We start from the raw sequence: 15,293 nt of genomic DNA, 5'->3' as shown, positions 1-15,293 counted from the left end.
AGTCATGGACCGCCGCATTTTCGGGCTGGAGAACGAGTACGGCGTCACGTGCACGTTCAGGGGACAGCGCCGCCTGTCGCCTGACGAGGTGGCGCGGTACCTCTTCCGCCGTGTCGTGTCATGGGGCCGCAGCAGCAATGTCTTTCTGCGAAACGGCGCCCGGCTCTATCTCGACGTGGGCTCACATCCGGAATACGCGACACCCGAATGTGACAACGTGACCGAACTGGTCACCCACGACAAGGCCGGCGAGCGCATTCTCGAAGGACTCCTGGTGGACGCGGAACGACGCCTGCACGAGGAGGGAATCGCGGGCGACGTCTACCTTTTCAAGAACAACACCGACTCGGCGGGCAACTCCTACGGCTGCCACGAGAACTATCTGGTGGCGCGGCACGGGGAGTTCTCCCGGCTCGCGGACATCCTCATCCCCTTCCTGGTCACCCGGCAGCTGCTGTGCGGCGCGGGCAAGGTGCTCCAGACGCCGCGCGGCGCCGTGTACTGCGTCAGCCAGCGCGCCGAGCACATCTGGGAGGGCGTCTCCTCGGCCACGACCCGCTCGCGGCCGATCATCAACACCCGCGACGAACCCCACGCGGACGCCGAGCGCTACCGCCGGCTGCACGTCATCGTGGGCGACTCGAACATGTCCGAGACGACCATGCTGCTCAAGGTCGGCGCGACCGACCTGGTGCTGCGCATGATCGAGGCGGGCACCGTGATGCGCGACCTGACCCTGGAGAACCCGATCCGGGCGATCCGCGAGGTCAGCCACGACATCACAGGCCGCCGCAAGGTGCGCCTGGCCAGCGGCCGGGAGGCCTCGGCGCTGGAGGTGCAGCGGGAGTACTTCGACAAGGCCGTGGACTTCTGCGACCGCCGCGGCATCCGCACCGGCACGGTCGCCCAGGTGCTGGAGCTGTGGGGCCGTACCCTCGACGCGATCGAGAGCGAGGAACTCGACCGGATCGCCACCGAGATCGACTGGGTGATGAAGTACAAGCTCATCGAGCGGTACCGGGCCAAGCACAACATGACGATGTCGCATCCGCGGGTCGCGCAGATAGACCTCGCCTACCACGACATCCACCGTCGCCGTGGCCTGTACTACCTGCTGGAGCGCAAGGGCCAAGCCACGCGGGTCTGCAACGACTTGAAGATCTTCGAGGGCAAGTCCGTTCCCCCGCAGACCACTCGGGCCCGGCTGCGCGGCGACTTCATCCGCCGGGCACAGGAGCAGCGCCGGGACTTCACGGTCGACTGGGTCCATCTGAAGCTCAACGACCAGGCACAGCGCACCGTGTTGTGCAAGGACCCGTTCCGTTCGGTGGACGACCGGGTGGAGAAGCTCATCGCCGGAATGTGACGAAGGATTCCGAGTCGGGCGTTTCCGCGCCGTAATGCCGGAACGCCACACGGGCGCCGTACGTTTCCCGTACGGCGCCCTTCTCGCGTCGTAGAGTTGCGCGCACGCCAATCCACAAGATCGACCGATTACGAGGCCTTCCGTGCGCCGACGCTCACTCCTCCTCGCCGCCGTACCCGCGGGACTGGTCACCCTCTCCGCGTGCGGTGACAACAAGTCCGCCTCCAGCAAGACGAGTGCCTCGCCGACGCCGTCGGTGTCCGCTCCACCGCCGCCGAAGATCGTGGCGGGACCGCTGCCGGCGATCACGGCGGGCACGAGGTTCGGCGAGAAGCCGACCGTCGCCAAGGGTGCGGCCGCGCCGTCGAAGGACCTCGCGGTCAAGACGGTGATCGCGGGCAGTGGCCGCACGGTCGCCGAGAACGACTTCATCAAGGCGAACTACCTGGGCCAGATCTGGGACACGGCCAAGGTCTTCGACAACTCCTACGACCGCAAGAGCCCGCTGGTCATGCAGCTCGCGCAGGGCAGCATCATCGACGGCTGGCGGTACGGCCTGACGGGCAAGAAGGTCGGCAGCCGTGTCCAGATCGCCGTCCCGCCCACCTGGGGCTACGGCACGTCGGGCAACGCGCAGGCGGGCATCAAGGGCACCGACACCCTGGTGTTCGTCATCGACGTGATCGAGTCCTACAACTCCAAGAGCTCCGTCACGGGCAAGGCGGTCGCGCAGAGCGACGCGGCCCTGCCGAAGGTGGCCACCAACACCGACGGCGCCGTCCCGAAGGTCACGGTCCCGAAGACCGACCCGCCGAAGAAGCTCGTGTCGACCTATGTCCTGGAGGGCGACGGCGACGAGCTGAAGGCGGACCAGGCGGTGCTGTGCCAGTTCCAGGGCCTGGTCTGGGACGGCGGCAAGACCTTCCAGCGGACGTACGGCTCGGGCCGGCTCGCCCAGTTCTCGCTGGAGCAGATGCAGCAGACGGTCAAGGGCCTCGCGCAGGGCCTGGTCGGAAAGAAGGTCGGCAGCCGCGTGCTGATCGTCGTCCCGCCGGAGCTCGGCTACGGCGACACCCCGCCGAGCGGCGGGCCCATCCAGAAGGGCTCCACCCTGGTGTTCACGGTGGACGTGCTCGCGGCGATGTAGCCCCCGGTCCCCGTGGCGGGCGGGGAGGCCACGGGGATGAAAGACTGTCCGTGATTCGTGTCGTACACAAGCAGGAGCTTTGACGTGAGCATCGAGAAGCCCGAGATCGACTTCCCGGGCGGCGAGCCCCCGAAGGACCTTGAGATCAAGGACATCTGGGAGGGTGACGGAGCGGAGGCCGTGGCCGGCCAGAACGTCACCGTGCACTACGTGGGCGTCACCTTCGAGACGGGTGAGGAGTTCGACGCCAGCTGGAACCGCAACTCGCCGTTCCGTTTCCCGCTCGGCGCCGGCCGGGTCATCAAGGGCTGGGACCAGGGCGTCCAGGGCATGAAGGTCGGCGGTCGTCGCCAGCTGACCATCCCCGCCCACCTCGCCTACGGCGACCAGAGCCCGAGCCCGCTCATCCCGGCGGGCTCGACCCTGATCTTCGTGGTCGACCTCCTCGCCGTCTGATCGGATCCGATCGGTTGGGGCCCATGCCTGTCCGGGCATGGGCCCTCGCTTTTGCCACCGCACCGAGGAGCGGTACGGTCATCGGTCGGAAGCATGAAAAGGGGAGGCGAAGGGCGTCGATGGCCATTGCCAAGGCCGAGCGGCTGATGAACCTCGCGCTGTGCCTGCTCGGGGCGCGCCGTCCGCTGAGCAAGCGTGAGCTGCGGGGGTCCGTGGAGGCCTATCTGGAAGCGGGCTCGGACGACTCCTTCAACCGCATGTTCGAGCGGGACAAGGACGACCTGCGCGAGCTGGGCCTGGTCATCGACACGGTCGAGAACCTCGACGGCGAGGTCGGCTACCTCGCCCGCCGCGACAGCAACCGCCTGCCCCCCATCGTCCTGGACGCCGAGGAGGCCGCCGCGCTCGGCCTGGCCGCCAAGGTGTGGCAGCAGGCCCGGCTCGCCGGCGCCGCGAGCGGCGCCCTGCAGAAGCTGCGGGCCGCGGGGCTCCCGGAGGACGTCGATCCGTACGAGGCGCACGGCGCGCTCGAACCCCGTATCCCGGTGCACGAGGCCGCCTTCGAGCCGCTGATGCTGGCCTGCCGCGACCGCCGCCCGGTCCTCTTCGAGTACCGCAAGGCCTCCGCCGCCCACCCCGAGCCCCGGCATGTCGAGCCGTGGGCCCTGGAGTGCTGGCGCGGGCACTGGTACCTGGCCGGCTTCGACCGCGACCGGGGCGCCGAGCGTGTCTTCCGGCTGTCCCGGATCACCGGCCGGGTCCGCTCGCGCGGCACGGGCTTCACCGTGCCCGTGCCGGACGTGGTCACCGTGCGCGAGACCGTCGCGAGCTGGGCGGGCGAGATCGCCCACCGCTCGGCGCTGATCCGGCTGCGCTCCGGCTCCGGGTACCCCCTTCGGGCGAAGGCCATCGAGGTCCGGGAACTCGGCGACGGCTGGGACGAGTTGGAGATTCCGTACGGGCACGGCCTGGACGCATGGCTGGTGGAGTTCGGGCCGGACGTGGTGGTGCTGGAGCCGGCCGAGCTGCGCGCGGACGTCGTGGACCGGCTGCGTGCCGTGGCCAAGGGCTGAGTGGGGGAGCGGAACTGTGGCAGGCAAACCGGTCAGGCCCGTGAACGCCATCGACCAGACCCGGCGGATGCTCTCTTTGGTCACGTATCTCCGGGAGCGTCCCGGCGCGCGGATCGCGGACGTCGCCCGCGCCTTCGGCATCACCGAGGACGAGCTGGTCTCCGACCTCGATCTGCTGCCCATGTGCGGCACCAGCTTCCGCGGCGGCGACCTGCTGGACATCGACACCGACGGCGAGCGCATCTGGTGGCACAACCCGGCGGCGCTCGGCGAGGAGGCCGCGGAGCCGCTCCGGCTCGCCGCCGACGAGGCCACCGCCCTGCTGGTGGCCGCCCGCGCGGTCGCCACGCTGCCCGGCCTGCGCGAGGGCGACCGCCAGGCCCTGCTGCGGGCCACCGCCAAGGTGGAGACCGCGGCCGGCGAGGCGGCCGGCGCCAGCTCCCGGCTGTCGGTGACCTTCGAGTCCGAGGGCGGGGTCTTCGCCGACGTCGACCGCGCGATCTCCGAGCGCCGCCGGCTGTGGATCCGCTACTACTCCCCGGCCCGCGACGAGGTCACCGAGCGCGAGATCGACCCCATCCGCCTGGTCAGCGTCGGCCACACCTACGTCGAGGCCTGGTGCCGGCGCTCCGAGGCCCGGCGCACCTTCCGGCTCGACCGGGTCGCCGAGATCCGGATCCTGGACGAGCCGTCCGCACCGCCCGAGATAGAGCTGCGGGACCTCTCCGAGGCCCTGGTGCAGCCGGCCGCCGAGGACCCGGAGGTGGTGGTCGAGGTCGGCCCCGGCGGCCGCTGGGTCGCCGAGTACTACCCGCACGACAGCGCCGATGAGCTTCCCGACGGCGGGCTGCGTATCACTCTGCGCACGCCCGACCCGGCCTCCCTGCGCCGCCTCGGCCTGCGGCTCGGCGCCGACGGCCGGATCGTGTCTCCGCCGGAACTGGCGGAGAGCGCCCGAAGGGCGGCCGGGGAGGCCCTGGCGGCATACGCGGAGTGAGGGCAGCGCCCCTGAAGGGGTGCGGGGCTGTGCGTGACACGCGGCGCCGCCGTGATGGGGTCCCCCCCGGGTTCGAGCGAAGCCGAGCACGTGGGGAGCGACCGGCCACGACGGCGCGGTGGACGCGGGACGGCACATCACGGCACGACGGCTGGCGAACAACCACAAGAAGGAGCAGGCCCATGACCGAGTCTCCGGTGACCACTGCTGGTGACATGACCGTGGCATCCGCCTTCGCCGGGATGCGAAGAGTCGCCCCCGTGCTGTTCAAGGCGGGCTGCCCGGACTGCCGGGGCCGCTTCGAGCTCGCCGCGAGCGCGCTGCGCCTCGCCATCGGCGCCTCCAGCCGTACGACGTTCTACTCCTTCACCTGCCCCGACTGCGGCGTTGCCGTCCGCAAACCGGCCGGTGAGCGCATCGTCGAGCTGCTCACCGGCGGCGGGGTCAGGACACTGCGGCTGCACTCCACCGTCTAGTCTCGACGTCATGTTCTGGCCGATGTTCGCGGTAGCGCTGGGTTTCCTGGGTCTCGTCGTGCTGGGGGTGCTCGCCGTCCGGGTCTTCCTGGCGGCGCGGCGCCTCGGACTGCAGGTCGCCGACTCCGGGCGCCGCATCAGCAGGGCGGCCGAGGACCTGGAGCGGGCGGCCGTCAGCGCGGCCCGTGCCGCCGATTCCCTGTGAGCCCGCCCGCGGGCCCCCGGTGAGTGCTGCGACGCACGCGCTCCGGGACCCTTCGCCCTGTCACGCTGCCCGTCGGGACAGGTACGCTGCTTGTCGCGGTGCGGAGAACGAGGCCCGTTCCGTGGACCGGGAGTACGCAAGGGGATTGCTTCGTGTTTACCCCCCGGCGTTACGATCGCTGCCAGCACGACCATCGGACGTATGTCCGACTGATCGGACAGCATCCCACCCCAGCCGCCTCGGTGAGAAGGTAAAGACTTATGTTCGGAAGGCTCGGAGCCCCCGAGATCATTCTCATCCTCGTCGTCATCTTCCTGCTGTTCGGCGCGAAGAAGCTTCCGGACATGGCCCGCTCGCTCGGCAAGTCCGCGCGGATCCTCAAGAGCGAGGCCAAGGCGATGAAGGAGGAGGGCAACGCCTCCGCCCAGGCGCCCGCCTCCGACGAGCAGGCCCAGTCCCAGCGCACCATCCAGGCGGCCCCCGGCGACGTGACCAGCTCGCGCCCGGTCAACGAGCCGACGGACACCACCCAGCGCTGACGCACGGCCGGAAGCCCCCGGCCTGCCGCACGAGATGAGGACGTGGGTTGCCCAAGCCCGCCCGCAAGAAGGAGAAGGATCCCGAGGGGCGTATGCCTCTCGCGGATCACCTCCGTGAGCTCCGCAACCGGCTCGCGAAGGCAATGCTGGCCATCGTCGTCGTGACGATCGTCGCCGCCTTCTTCTACAACGACATCATCAACTTCCTGACCAAGCCGATCCTCGACTCGGTCGGTTGCGCACAGAGCTTCGAGCAACTGGCGAAGACCAAGAGTGGTCACCAGTGCGCGGAGATCACCATCAACGGCCTGCTCGCGCCGTTCACCCTGGCCCTCCAGGTCTCGCTGATGGCCGGTGTCGTCACCGCCTCGCCGATCTGGCTGTACCAGCTGTGGGCCTTCGTCGCGCCCGGTCTGCACCGGCACGAGAAGAAGTACGCCTACGCCTTCGTCCTCATCGGCGCCCCGCTGTTCTTCGCCGGCGCCTTCTTCGCGTACGAGGTGCTGCCCACCACGGCGAAGGTGCTGATCGACTTCACGCCGAGCGGCAGCATCAAGAACCTGCTGCCGCTGGACGACCTGCTCCAGCTGGTCACGCGCATGGTGATCGTCTTCGGTCTCTCCTTCGAGCTGCCGCTGCTGTTGATCTTCCTCAACCTCACCGGCATCCTGAGCGGCCAGCGCATGCTCGGCTGGTGGCGCGGCATGATCCTCGGCATCACGATCTTCGCGGCCGTGGCCACGCCGAGCACCGACCCGCTGTCCATGCTGGCCCTGGCCGGCCCGATCTGGCTGCTGTACTTCGCCGCGACCGGCTTCTCGCTGATGAACGACAAGCGCAAGCGCCGTCGTGAGGAGGCGGGCCCCGCCGACGACGAGGCCTCCGAGCTGGACCTCACCCCCGAGGCCATCGGCGAGGCCGAGCCGGTCCCGGCCAGCCGGGCGCTGCCCGAGAATCCGGGCGCGGACCGGGTCAACGGCTACGACGACGTGACCTGATCCCCACCCTCACCGAGCCGCGCACGCTGCCCCCGCCCAGGTGGACGGGGGCAGCGTCGTGTCCAGGGGCACACGATCGGGATAATGATCGTCCGGTTGTCAGTGGGGCCCGGTACGCTCGAAAGCACGATGACAGAGGACCTCTCACCGGCCGAGCGGTACGCGGCAGCCCGCAGGCGGGCAGCCGAGCAGGCCACCGCGCTCGCGTCCTTCCGCGAGATGTACGACTTCGGCCTCGACCCCTTCCAGATCGAGGCCTGCGAGGCACTTGAGGCGGGGAAGGGCGTGCTGGTGGCCGCCCCCACCGGCTCGGGCAAGACGATCGTGGGCGAGTTCGCCGTCCACCTCGCCCTCCAGCAGGGCAAGAAGTGCTTCTACACGACACCCATCAAGGCGCTGTCGAACCAGAAGTACGCCGACCTGTGCCGCCGCTACGGCACCGACAAGGTCGGCCTCCTCACCGGCGACAACAGCGTGAACTCCGAGGCCCCGGTGGTCGTGATGACCACCGAGGTCCTGCGGAACATGCTCTACGCCGGCTCCCAGACCCTCCTCGGTCTCGGCCACGTGGTCATGGACGAGGTGCACTACCTCTCCGACCGCTTCCGGGGCGCCGTCTGGGAAGAGGTGATCATCCACCTGCCCGAGTCGGTGACCCTGGTGTCGCTGTCGGCGACCGTCTCCAACGCCGAGGAGTTCGGCGACTGGCTGGACACCGTCCGCGGCGACACCGAGGTGATCGTCTCCGAGCACCGGCCCGTCCCGCTGTTCCAGCACGTGCTCGCCGGACGCCGGATGTACGACCTCTTCGAGGAGGGCGAGGGCCACAAGAAGGCCGTCAACCCCGACCTCGTCCGGCTGGCCCGCATGGAGGCCACCAGACCGTCGTACCAGGACCGCAGGCGCGGCCGGGCGATGCGCGAGGCGGACCGGGAGCGCGAGCGCAGACAGCGTTCGCGCGTGTGGACGCCGGGTCGCCCCGAGGTCATCGAGCGCCTCGACTCCGAGGGCCTGCTCCCGGCCATCACCTTCATCTTCAGCCGCGCCGCCTGCGAGGCCGCCGTACAGCAGTGCCTGTACGCGGGCCTGCGGCTCAACGACGACGAGGCGCGCGCACAGGTGCGGGCCCTGGTCGAGGAGCGCACCGCCGCCATCCCGTCCGAGGACCTGCACGTCCTCGGGTACTACGAGTGGCTGGAGGGCCTGGAGCGGGGCATCGCCGCGCACCACGCGGGCATGCTGCCGACCTTCAAGGAGGTCGTGGAGGAGCTGTTCGTGCGCGGTCTGGTCAAGGCCGTCTTCGCGACCGAGACGCTCGCCCTCGGCATCAACATGCCCGCCCGCTCGGTGGTGCTGGAGAAGCTGGTCAAGTGGAACGGCGAGCAGCACGCCGACATCACGCCGGGCGAGTACACGCAGCTGACCGGCCGCGCGGGGCGCCGGGGCATCGACGTCGAGGGCCACGCCGTCGTGCTGTGGCAGCGCGGCATCAGCCCCGAGCACCTGGCCGGTCTCGCGGGCACCCGTACGTACCCGCTGCGCTCCAGCTTCAAGCCGTCGTACAACATGGCGGTCAACCTGGTCGAGCAGTTCGGCCGGTCCCGCTCGCGCGAGCTGCTGGAGACCTCCTTCGCGCAGTTCCAGGCCGACCGGTCGGTCGTCGGGATCTCCCGCCAGGTGCAGCGCAACGAAGAGGGACTCGCGGGCTACCAGGAGTCGATGACCTGCCACCTCGGCGACTTCGAGGAGTACGCGCGGCTGCGCCGCGAGCTGAAGGACCGTGAGACCGAGCTGGCCCGGCAGGGCGTCAACCAGCGGCGCGCCGAGGCCGCGAGCGCCCTGGAGAAGCTGAAGCCGGGCGACGTCATCCACGTGCCCACGGGCAAGTACGCCGGCCTCGCCCTCGTGCTCGACCCGGGTCTGCCCGCCGGCCGGGCCACCGGGCACCGCGGCTTCGACCACCACGACGGCCCGCGCCCGCTGGTCCTCACCGCCGAACGGCAGGTCAAGCGGCTGGCGTCGATGGACTTCCCGGTGCCGGTCGAGCCGCTGGACCGGATGCGGATCCCGAAGAGCTTCAACCCGCGCTCGCCGCAGTCCCGTCGGGACCTCGCCTCCGCGCTGCGCTCCAAGGCCGGGCACATCCCGCCGGAGCGGGCCCGCAAGAAGCGCTCGCAGGCCGCCGACGACCGCGAGATCGCCCGGCTGCGCACGGCCATCCGCGCCCATCCCTGCCACGGCTGCAACGACCGCGAGGACCACGCCCGTTGGGCCGAGCGGTACCACCGGCTGCTGCGCGACACCTCGCAGCTGGAACGCCGCATCGAGGGGCGGACGAACACCATCGCGCGCACCTTCGACCGGATCGTGGCCCTGCTGACCGAGCTGGACTACCTGCGCGGCGACGAGGTCACCGAACACGGCAAGCGGCTTGCCCGGCTCTACGGCGAACTGGACCTGCTGGCCAGCGAATGCCTGCGCGCCGGCGTCTGGGAGGGACTCGCTCCCGCGGAACTCGCCGCGTGCGTCTCGGCGTTGGTGTACGAGGCACGGCTCAGCGACGACGCGATGGCGCCGAAGCTGCCGTCCGGCAAGGCGAAGGCCGCGCTGGGGGAGATGGTCCGGATTTGGGGCCGGCTGGATGCCCTGGAGGAGGACTTCCGGATCAACCAGACCGAGGGCGTCGGCCAGCGCGAGCCGGACCTCGGCTTCGCCTGGGCCGCGTACATGTGGGCCTCCGGGAAGGGGCTCGACGAGGTGCTGCGCGAGGCGGAGATGCCGGCCGGTGACTTCGTGCGGTGGTGCAAGCAGGTGATCGACGTGCTGGGGCAGATCTCGGCGGCGTCTCCCTCCGGGGATTCGACCGTGGCGAAGGCCGCGCGGAAGGCCGTGGATCAGTTGCTGCGGGGTGTCGTCGCCTACTCGTCCGTGGGCTGACCCGACCCGCTCGGAGTCGTCGGAGTCTGAAGGGGCCGCATTCTGCGGCCCCTTCACTCGTTACGGTGAGTCGCTTTCGCATGCCCTGAAGTCGTTACCGCATGTGTTCGAATCGCAGCCGTGCGTATAAATGGGCTGAGCGTACTCCTGTTGCGAGGGCGATTTCAGGTGCTTGCTGAATATGACACGGCGATGATCCGGTCGGACTAAGCTCGCCCGCGGCGCACCGAGTTGAGGTAATTCGCGCGCTTGTTCCCAAACAGGTGATAGATCCCCACAGTTCCATGAACCTTCCCCCCACAAGCACCTCCGACACCCAGCCGATTCGTCTCAGAAGGCATCCATGGTGAGTGTTCAGAAGCCGCCCGGTCGCCGTGAACGTCCCTATGCGCGCGTGCTGTTGCCGCCGGCCATACTGATGGCCGCCGCGACCGGGGCGGCGGTCGCCCTGGCGCCACAGTCCGCCCGGCTCGTCGCCGGCGCGGTCGGGGCCCTGGCCCTGCTCCTGGTCCTCGCCCTGGGCGCGGAGGCCGCCCGGCGCGGCCGCAGGCTCCGCGCGGAACAGGCCGAGCACGCCCGTCACACCGCGTATCTGGAACACCGGATCGCCGCGCAGGACCAGTTGATCGAGAAGTTCGCCACCGACGTCATCCCCACCGGTCTGCTGCACCTGCGCGCGGGCGCCCCGCTGCGCACCGTGCTGGCCAACGTCTATGACGCCGACCCCGAGCTGCGGGCGCTGCCCCCGATGTACCGCGAGATGTTCCGGGTCGGGCTGCGCGGCGCCGACCACGAGATCTCGATGCGTGACGCGACCGAGCGCTCCTTCGTGACCATCGCCCGCCGCGTCCAGGCCATCGTCCACCAGCAGTCCAAGGAACTCCGGGAGATGGAGGAGGACCACGGCCGCAGCGCCGAGGTCTTCGACGACCTGCTGCGCATCGACCACGGCACCTCGCTGATCGGCCGGCTCGCCGACACCATCTCCGTCCTCGGCGGCGGCCGGCCGGGCCGTCAGTGGCCGCTGCCGGTCTCCCTCTACAGCACGCTGCGCGGCGCCATGTCGCGCATCCTGGAGTACCGCCGCATCCAGCTGAACTCCATCGTCAACATCAACATCAAGGGCACCGCCGTCGAGCCGGTCATCCACGCCGCCGCGGAGCTCCTCGACAATGCCACCCGCTACTCGCCGCCCTCGACCAAGGTGCACGTCACGGCCACCGAGGTGCAGACCGGCGTCGTCATCGAGATCGAGGACGCCGGCGTCAGCCTCAGCGAGGAAGGCCGCGTCCGCATCGAGCGGATGATCGAGGACGCCAAGAACGGCGACGACGCGCACAACCTCGGCGAGAACCCGCGCCTCGGCCTCGCCGTCGTGGGCCGGCTGTGCAAGATGTTCGACATGGAGGTCTCGCTGCGCGCCTCCGCCTACGGCGGCGTCCGGGCGATCCTCATCGTCCCGCGGGTCATGACGACCACCGAGCCCGGCGTGGGCGCCGCCCACGGCATCGGCGCCACCGGCATCCCCAAGCCCGAACTCGGCGCGGTGGAGGGCCCGAAGCGCCGGCCCAAGAAGCGCCGCCCGACCAGCCCCAAGATCCCCGCCGGGATCTCCATGGAGGACGACGTCCCCATCGTCACCGAGTGGACGGCGGGCGGTCTGCCGCAGCGCCGCAGCAAGGTGAAGACCCCGCTGAGCCAGCGGTACGCCGAGCAGGCCGAGATCGAGCGCGCCGAGCGTGAGGGCAGGCCGACCATCTGGTCGCAGGCCAAGCGTGAACCGGAGCCCGAGCCCGAGCTGGACCCCGAGATCAAGAAGCTCCGGGAGCGGCCGATCGGCCAGGGGATCGAGGACTTCTGGAACGGCCTGCGCCAGGGCATGCCCGAGGACGCCACCGGCCCCGAACTGACCGACTTCACGAGGCACCCGGAAAAGTACGTGCACCTGCTCAACGACTACGCGGACGAGCCCGCCGAGGGCGCCACCGAGGCCTATGACGAGGGGGACCTCAAGTGATCCAGCAGCGAGGCAACATCGACTGGATGCTCAAGCAGCTCAACGACGGCGTGCCGGGCATCGAGATGATCGTGGTCCTCTCCGCCGACGGACTGCGCATCGCCCGCTACGGCGGCGACCCCGACGCCGCCGACCGGGTGGCCGCCGCCTGCGCGGGCGTGCAGAGCCTGGCGGGCGCCATCATCCAGGAGCTGCCCGGCGCCGGTGACATGAAGGTCGTCGTCTTCGAGATCGAGGGCGGCTACTTCTACCTCATGAACGCCGGCGACAACGCCTACCTCGCCGTCCTCGCCGACGTGACCTGCGAACCCGGCCGGATGAGCGGCATGATGCGTGACCTCGTCGTCCGGATCGGCGCCCACCTCACCAGTCCGCCCCGGCGGAACGGGCAGACCGTATGACTCCTCCACGACGCAAACGGCGCCGGCCGCAACCGCCGCCACCTCCGCAGCCGACGCCGCCCGCCCCCGGTGCGCCGGACGGCCAGGCCGTGCCCAGGAACCCCGAGCGGCTGTACGCCTTCGCCGAAGCCGAGGACGGCGCACGCGCCGAACTCGACCTCGTGACGTTGATCGTGGCGCGCTCCGCACCGCAGCCGGGCGCCTCGCCGGAGCACACGGCGGTGTTGCGGCTGTGCGTCGCCCCCCTGTCCGTGGCCGAGCTGTCGGCCTATCTGAACCTGCCGTTCAGCGCGATGACCGTACTGATCACCGAGCTGATCACGGCCGAACTGGTGCAGGCGCGCGCCCCGATCGTCCGCCAGGCGCTCCCCGACCGTTCACTCCTCGAAGCGGTGATGCATGGACTTCAACGGCTCTGACACCATCCCCGGCCCACGCACCGAGGATCATCTGCCGCACACCACCCAGGCGGCGGTGAAGATCGTGATCGTGGGCGGCTTCGGCGTCGGCAAGACCACCATGGTCGGTTCCGTCAGCGAGATCAGACCGCTGACCACCGAGGAGACGATGACCCAGGCCGGCATCGGCGTGGACGACAACTACGGCTCCGACTCGAAGACGGCCACCACCGTGGCCATGGACTTCGGCCGCATCGGCATCACCGACCAACTGGTGCTCTACCTGTTCGGCACCCCCGGCCAGGAGCGCTTCTGGTTCCTGTGGAACGGCCTGTTCGAAGGCGCGCTCGGCGCCGTCGTCCTGGTCGACACCCGCCGCCTGGAGGTCAGCTTCGACGTCATGGACCGGCTGGAGGAGCGCGGCGTGCCCTTCGTCATCGCCGTCAACTCCTTCCCGGACGCGCCGCGTTACGCGGTCGAGGAACTGCGCACCGCACTCGACCTGGCCCCGGAGATCCCGATCATCGACTGCGACGTACGCCGCCGGGCCTCCAGCAAGGACGTGCTGCTCACCCTGATGCGCTTCCTGCACTCCATCGCCCTGTCCCGCGCCCCCGCCTGACCCGCGGGCCACCGCCCCCACCACACCTTTTGTCGGCCCTCACACCCCTTTTTCCGTTCCGGAGCGACACCGTGACGTCTGAACCCACGTCCCTGACCGGCACCGATCCCTTCCCCGGCCCCCCTCCCGGCTGCCCCGCGCACGGCCGCGGCCCCGGTGCGCTGCACCGCCTCTACGGCCCCGACGCGGAGGAACTGGGCGACCTCTACGAACGCCTGCGGGAGGAGCACGGCTCCGTGGCGCCCGCGCTGCTGCACGACGACGTGCCGATGTGGGTGGTCCTCGGCCACGCCGAGAACCTCCACCTGGTCCGCAGCTCCTCCGTGTTCACCCGCGACAGCCGGATCTGGACCCCGCTGGCCGAGGGCACCGTCAAGCCCGACCATCCGCTCATGCCGCACATCGCCTGGCAGCCGATCTGCTCCCACGCCGAGGGCGACGAGCACCAGCGGCTGCGGGCGGCGGTCACCGCGGCCATGGAGACCATCGAGCACCGCAGCCTGCGCCGGCACATCGGCCGCTACACCCAGGAACTGGTCAACAGGTTCTGCGAACGCGGCCGGGCCGACCTGGTCTCCCAGTTCGCCGAGCATCTGCCGATGGCCGTCATGTGCGAGATCCTCGGCATGTCCGAGGAGTACAACGACCGGATGGTGCAGGCCGCCCGGGACGCCCTGAAGGGCACCGAGACCGCCATCCAGAGCCACACCTACGTCATGGAGGCGCTGAGCCGGCTCACCGCCCGGCGCCGCGCCCGGCCCGAGGACGACTTCACCAGCCACCTCGTCACCCACCCCGCCGGACTCACCGACGACGAGGTCCGCGAACACCTGCGGCTCGTCCTCTTCGCGGCCTACGAGGCCACCGCGAACCTCCTCGCCAACGCGCTGCGCATGGTCCTGACCGAGCCGGGCTTCCGCGCCCAGCTCAGCGGCGGCCAGATGACCGTGCCGGAGGCGATCGAGCAGTCCCTGTGGGACGAGCCGCCGTTCAGCACCGTCCTCGCGTACTACGCCAAGCAGGACACCGAGCTGGGCGGACAGCGCATCCGCAAGGGCGACGGGCTGCTCTTCGCGCCCGCGCCGGGCAACCTCGACCCGCGGATCCGCCCCGACCTGTCCGCGAGCATGCAGGGCAACCGCTCGCATCTCGCCTTCGGCGGCGGCCCGCACGAGTGCCCCGGCCAGGACATCGGCCGTGCCATCGCCGACGTCGGCGTGGACGCGCTGCTGATGCGGCTGCCCGACGTGCAGCTCGACTGCCCGGAGGACGAGCTGAGCTGGCGGTCCTCCATCGCCTCCCGGCATCTGGTCGCCCTGCCCGTCCGCTTCGAGCCGAAGCCGCAGCAGGACGTCGGGCTGCCGCCGCGGCCGATGGCGGTCTCGGCACCGCGCTCCGGCTGGCAGGTCGGCACGCTGCACACGGACCCGGCGCCGGCGGCCGCGCCACCGCCGCCCGCACCGCGCCCCGCCGCCCCCGCGCCCGTGCCTGCGCCTGCGCCTGCGGCACCTGAGCCGGTGCGGAAGCGGGGGATCCTGCGGCGGTTGCTGAGGTGGTGGCGGGGGGAGTAGGGCGCGAAGGGGGACGCCGCGGTCGGTCCTCCCGCGTCTGCCGGTTCGTCGCGTTGCGCAGGGACCGGGCGCCGGCGGCCGCGTCACCGC

Annotated in this window: 15 protein-coding genes; all 15 read left to right on the top strand. The window is 70.4% G+C overall.

What is annotated here, in order from left to right; all coding sequences use genetic code 11:
- Positions 1-4 precede the first annotated feature (4 nt).
- The 15 genes from pafA to ACFC8N_RS20875 all read left to right on the top strand — a co-directional run bounded on the left by pafA (position 5) and on the right by ACFC8N_RS20875 (position 15,203).
- Positions 5-1,366, top strand: coding sequence for a Pup--protein ligase (gene pafA, locus ACFC8N_RS20945; protein ID WP_356022351.1), 1,362 nt, complete (start codon positions 5-7; stop codon positions 1,364-1,366).
- A gap of 142 nt (positions 1,367-1,508) precedes the next feature.
- Positions 1,509-2,513, top strand: coding sequence for an FKBP-type peptidyl-prolyl cis-trans isomerase (locus ACFC8N_RS20940; protein WP_376288989.1), 1,005 nt, complete (start codon positions 1,509-1,511; stop codon positions 2,511-2,513).
- An 84-nt stretch (positions 2,514-2,597) separates the two neighbouring features.
- On the top strand, positions 2,598-2,969 hold the full coding sequence (locus tag ACFC8N_RS20935) for an FKBP-type peptidyl-prolyl cis-trans isomerase (RefSeq protein WP_356022346.1): 372 nt from the start codon (positions 2,598-2,600) through the stop codon (positions 2,967-2,969).
- Positions 2,970-3,088: 119 nt separating this feature from the next.
- Positions 3,089-4,042, top strand: a complete 954-nt coding sequence (locus tag ACFC8N_RS20930) for a helix-turn-helix transcriptional regulator (protein ID WP_376288987.1) — start codon at positions 3,089-3,091, stop codon at positions 4,040-4,042.
- A gap of 16 nt (positions 4,043-4,058) precedes the next feature.
- Positions 4,059-5,039, top strand: coding sequence for a WYL domain-containing protein (locus tag ACFC8N_RS20925; protein ID WP_362819256.1), 981 nt, complete (start codon positions 4,059-4,061; stop codon positions 5,037-5,039).
- A 182-nt stretch (positions 5,040-5,221) separates the two neighbouring features.
- A complete protein-coding gene (locus tag ACFC8N_RS20920; RefSeq protein ID WP_356022339.1) occupies positions 5,222-5,515 on the top strand; it encodes a hypothetical protein in 294 nt (97 codons plus the stop codon).
- A 10-nt stretch (positions 5,516-5,525) separates the two neighbouring features.
- A complete protein-coding gene (locus ACFC8N_RS20915; protein WP_356022337.1) occupies positions 5,526-5,720 on the top strand; it encodes a hypothetical protein in 195 nt (64 codons plus the stop codon).
- 260 nt (positions 5,721-5,980) lie between these two features.
- Positions 5,981-6,259: a Sec-independent protein translocase subunit TatA gene (gene tatA / locus ACFC8N_RS20910; RefSeq protein WP_071375762.1), complete on the top strand. Its 279-nt coding sequence runs from the start codon at positions 5,981-5,983 to the stop codon at positions 6,257-6,259.
- A 47-nt stretch (positions 6,260-6,306) separates the two neighbouring features.
- Entirely contained in the window at positions 6,307-7,257 is a 951-nt protein-coding gene (tatC, locus tag ACFC8N_RS20905) for a twin-arginine translocase subunit TatC (protein ID WP_356022335.1), read from the top strand.
- Between the two features lie 84 nt (positions 7,258-7,341).
- Positions 7,342-10,194 carry a DEAD/DEAH box helicase gene (locus tag ACFC8N_RS20900; RefSeq protein WP_376288984.1) on the top strand — a complete coding sequence of 951 codons (2,853 nt, stop codon included), beginning with the start codon at positions 7,342-7,344 and terminating at the stop codon, positions 10,192-10,194.
- Positions 10,195-10,537: 343 nt separating this feature from the next.
- Complete coding sequence (locus tag ACFC8N_RS20895; protein WP_356022330.1) at positions 10,538-12,211, top strand: ATP-binding protein; 1,674 nt, start codon at positions 10,538-10,540, stop codon at positions 12,209-12,211.
- Positions 12,208-12,612 (top strand): roadblock/LC7 domain-containing protein, encoded by a 405-nt coding sequence (locus ACFC8N_RS20890; RefSeq protein WP_067046090.1) that lies wholly within the window; start codon positions 12,208-12,210, stop codon positions 12,610-12,612. Before ACFC8N_RS20895 ends, ACFC8N_RS20890 begins: the two co-directional genes overlap by 4 nt.
- Positions 12,609-13,031, top strand: coding sequence for a DUF742 domain-containing protein (locus tag ACFC8N_RS20885; RefSeq protein ID WP_356022328.1), 423 nt, complete (start codon positions 12,609-12,611; stop codon positions 13,029-13,031). The genes ACFC8N_RS20890 and ACFC8N_RS20885 overlap by 4 nt, the downstream gene beginning before the upstream one ends.
- On the top strand, positions 13,012-13,632 hold the full coding sequence (locus tag ACFC8N_RS20880) for an ATP/GTP-binding protein (protein ID WP_356022326.1): 621 nt from the start codon (positions 13,012-13,014) through the stop codon (positions 13,630-13,632). Before ACFC8N_RS20885 ends, ACFC8N_RS20880 begins: the two co-directional genes overlap by 20 nt.
- Positions 13,633-13,703: 71 nt before the next feature.
- On the top strand, positions 13,704-15,203 hold the full coding sequence (locus ACFC8N_RS20875; protein ID WP_376288981.1) for a cytochrome P450: 1,500 nt from the start codon (positions 13,704-13,706) through the stop codon (positions 15,201-15,203).
- Positions 15,204-15,293 lie beyond the last annotated feature (90 nt).

It is taken from the genome of Streptomyces sp. NPDC055966, from assembly GCF_042269865.1.
In the GTDB taxonomy this organism is placed as follows: domain Bacteria; phylum Actinomycetota; class Actinomycetes; order Streptomycetales; family Streptomycetaceae; genus Streptomyces.
The sequence above is the reverse complement of the archived record's forward strand: the minus strand, read 5'-3'. Positions and strand labels throughout refer to the sequence as shown.

What these genes read in the sequence shown, in the direction of transcription:
- ACFC8N_RS20900 (WP_376288984.1), top strand. Translation starts at nt 7,342, where the DNA reads ATGATCGTCCGGTTGTCAGTGGGGCCCGGTACGCTCGAAAGCACGATG.
- ACFC8N_RS20915 (WP_356022337.1), top strand. Translation starts at nt 5,526, where the DNA reads ATGTTCTGGCCGATGTTCGCGGTAGCGCTGGGTTTCCTGGGTCTCGTC.
- ACFC8N_RS20880 (WP_356022326.1), top strand. Translation starts at nt 13,012, where the DNA reads ATGGACTTCAACGGCTCTGACACCATCCCCGGCCCACGCACCGAGGAT.
- ACFC8N_RS20930 (WP_376288987.1), top strand. Translation starts at nt 3,089, where the DNA reads ATGGCCATTGCCAAGGCCGAGCGGCTGATGAACCTCGCGCTGTGCCTG.
- ACFC8N_RS20895 (WP_356022330.1), top strand. Translation starts at nt 10,538, where the DNA reads ATGGTGAGTGTTCAGAAGCCGCCCGGTCGCCGTGAACGTCCCTATGCG.
- ACFC8N_RS20920 (WP_356022339.1), top strand. Translation starts at nt 5,222, where the DNA reads ATGACCGAGTCTCCGGTGACCACTGCTGGTGACATGACCGTGGCATCC.
- tatA (WP_071375762.1), top strand. Translation starts at nt 5,981, where the DNA reads ATGTTCGGAAGGCTCGGAGCCCCCGAGATCATTCTCATCCTCGTCGTC.
- ACFC8N_RS20885 (WP_356022328.1), top strand. Translation starts at nt 12,609, where the DNA reads ATGACTCCTCCACGACGCAAACGGCGCCGGCCGCAACCGCCGCCACCT.
- pafA (WP_356022351.1), top strand. Translation starts at nt 5, where the DNA reads ATGGACCGCCGCATTTTCGGGCTGGAGAACGAGTACGGCGTCACGTGC.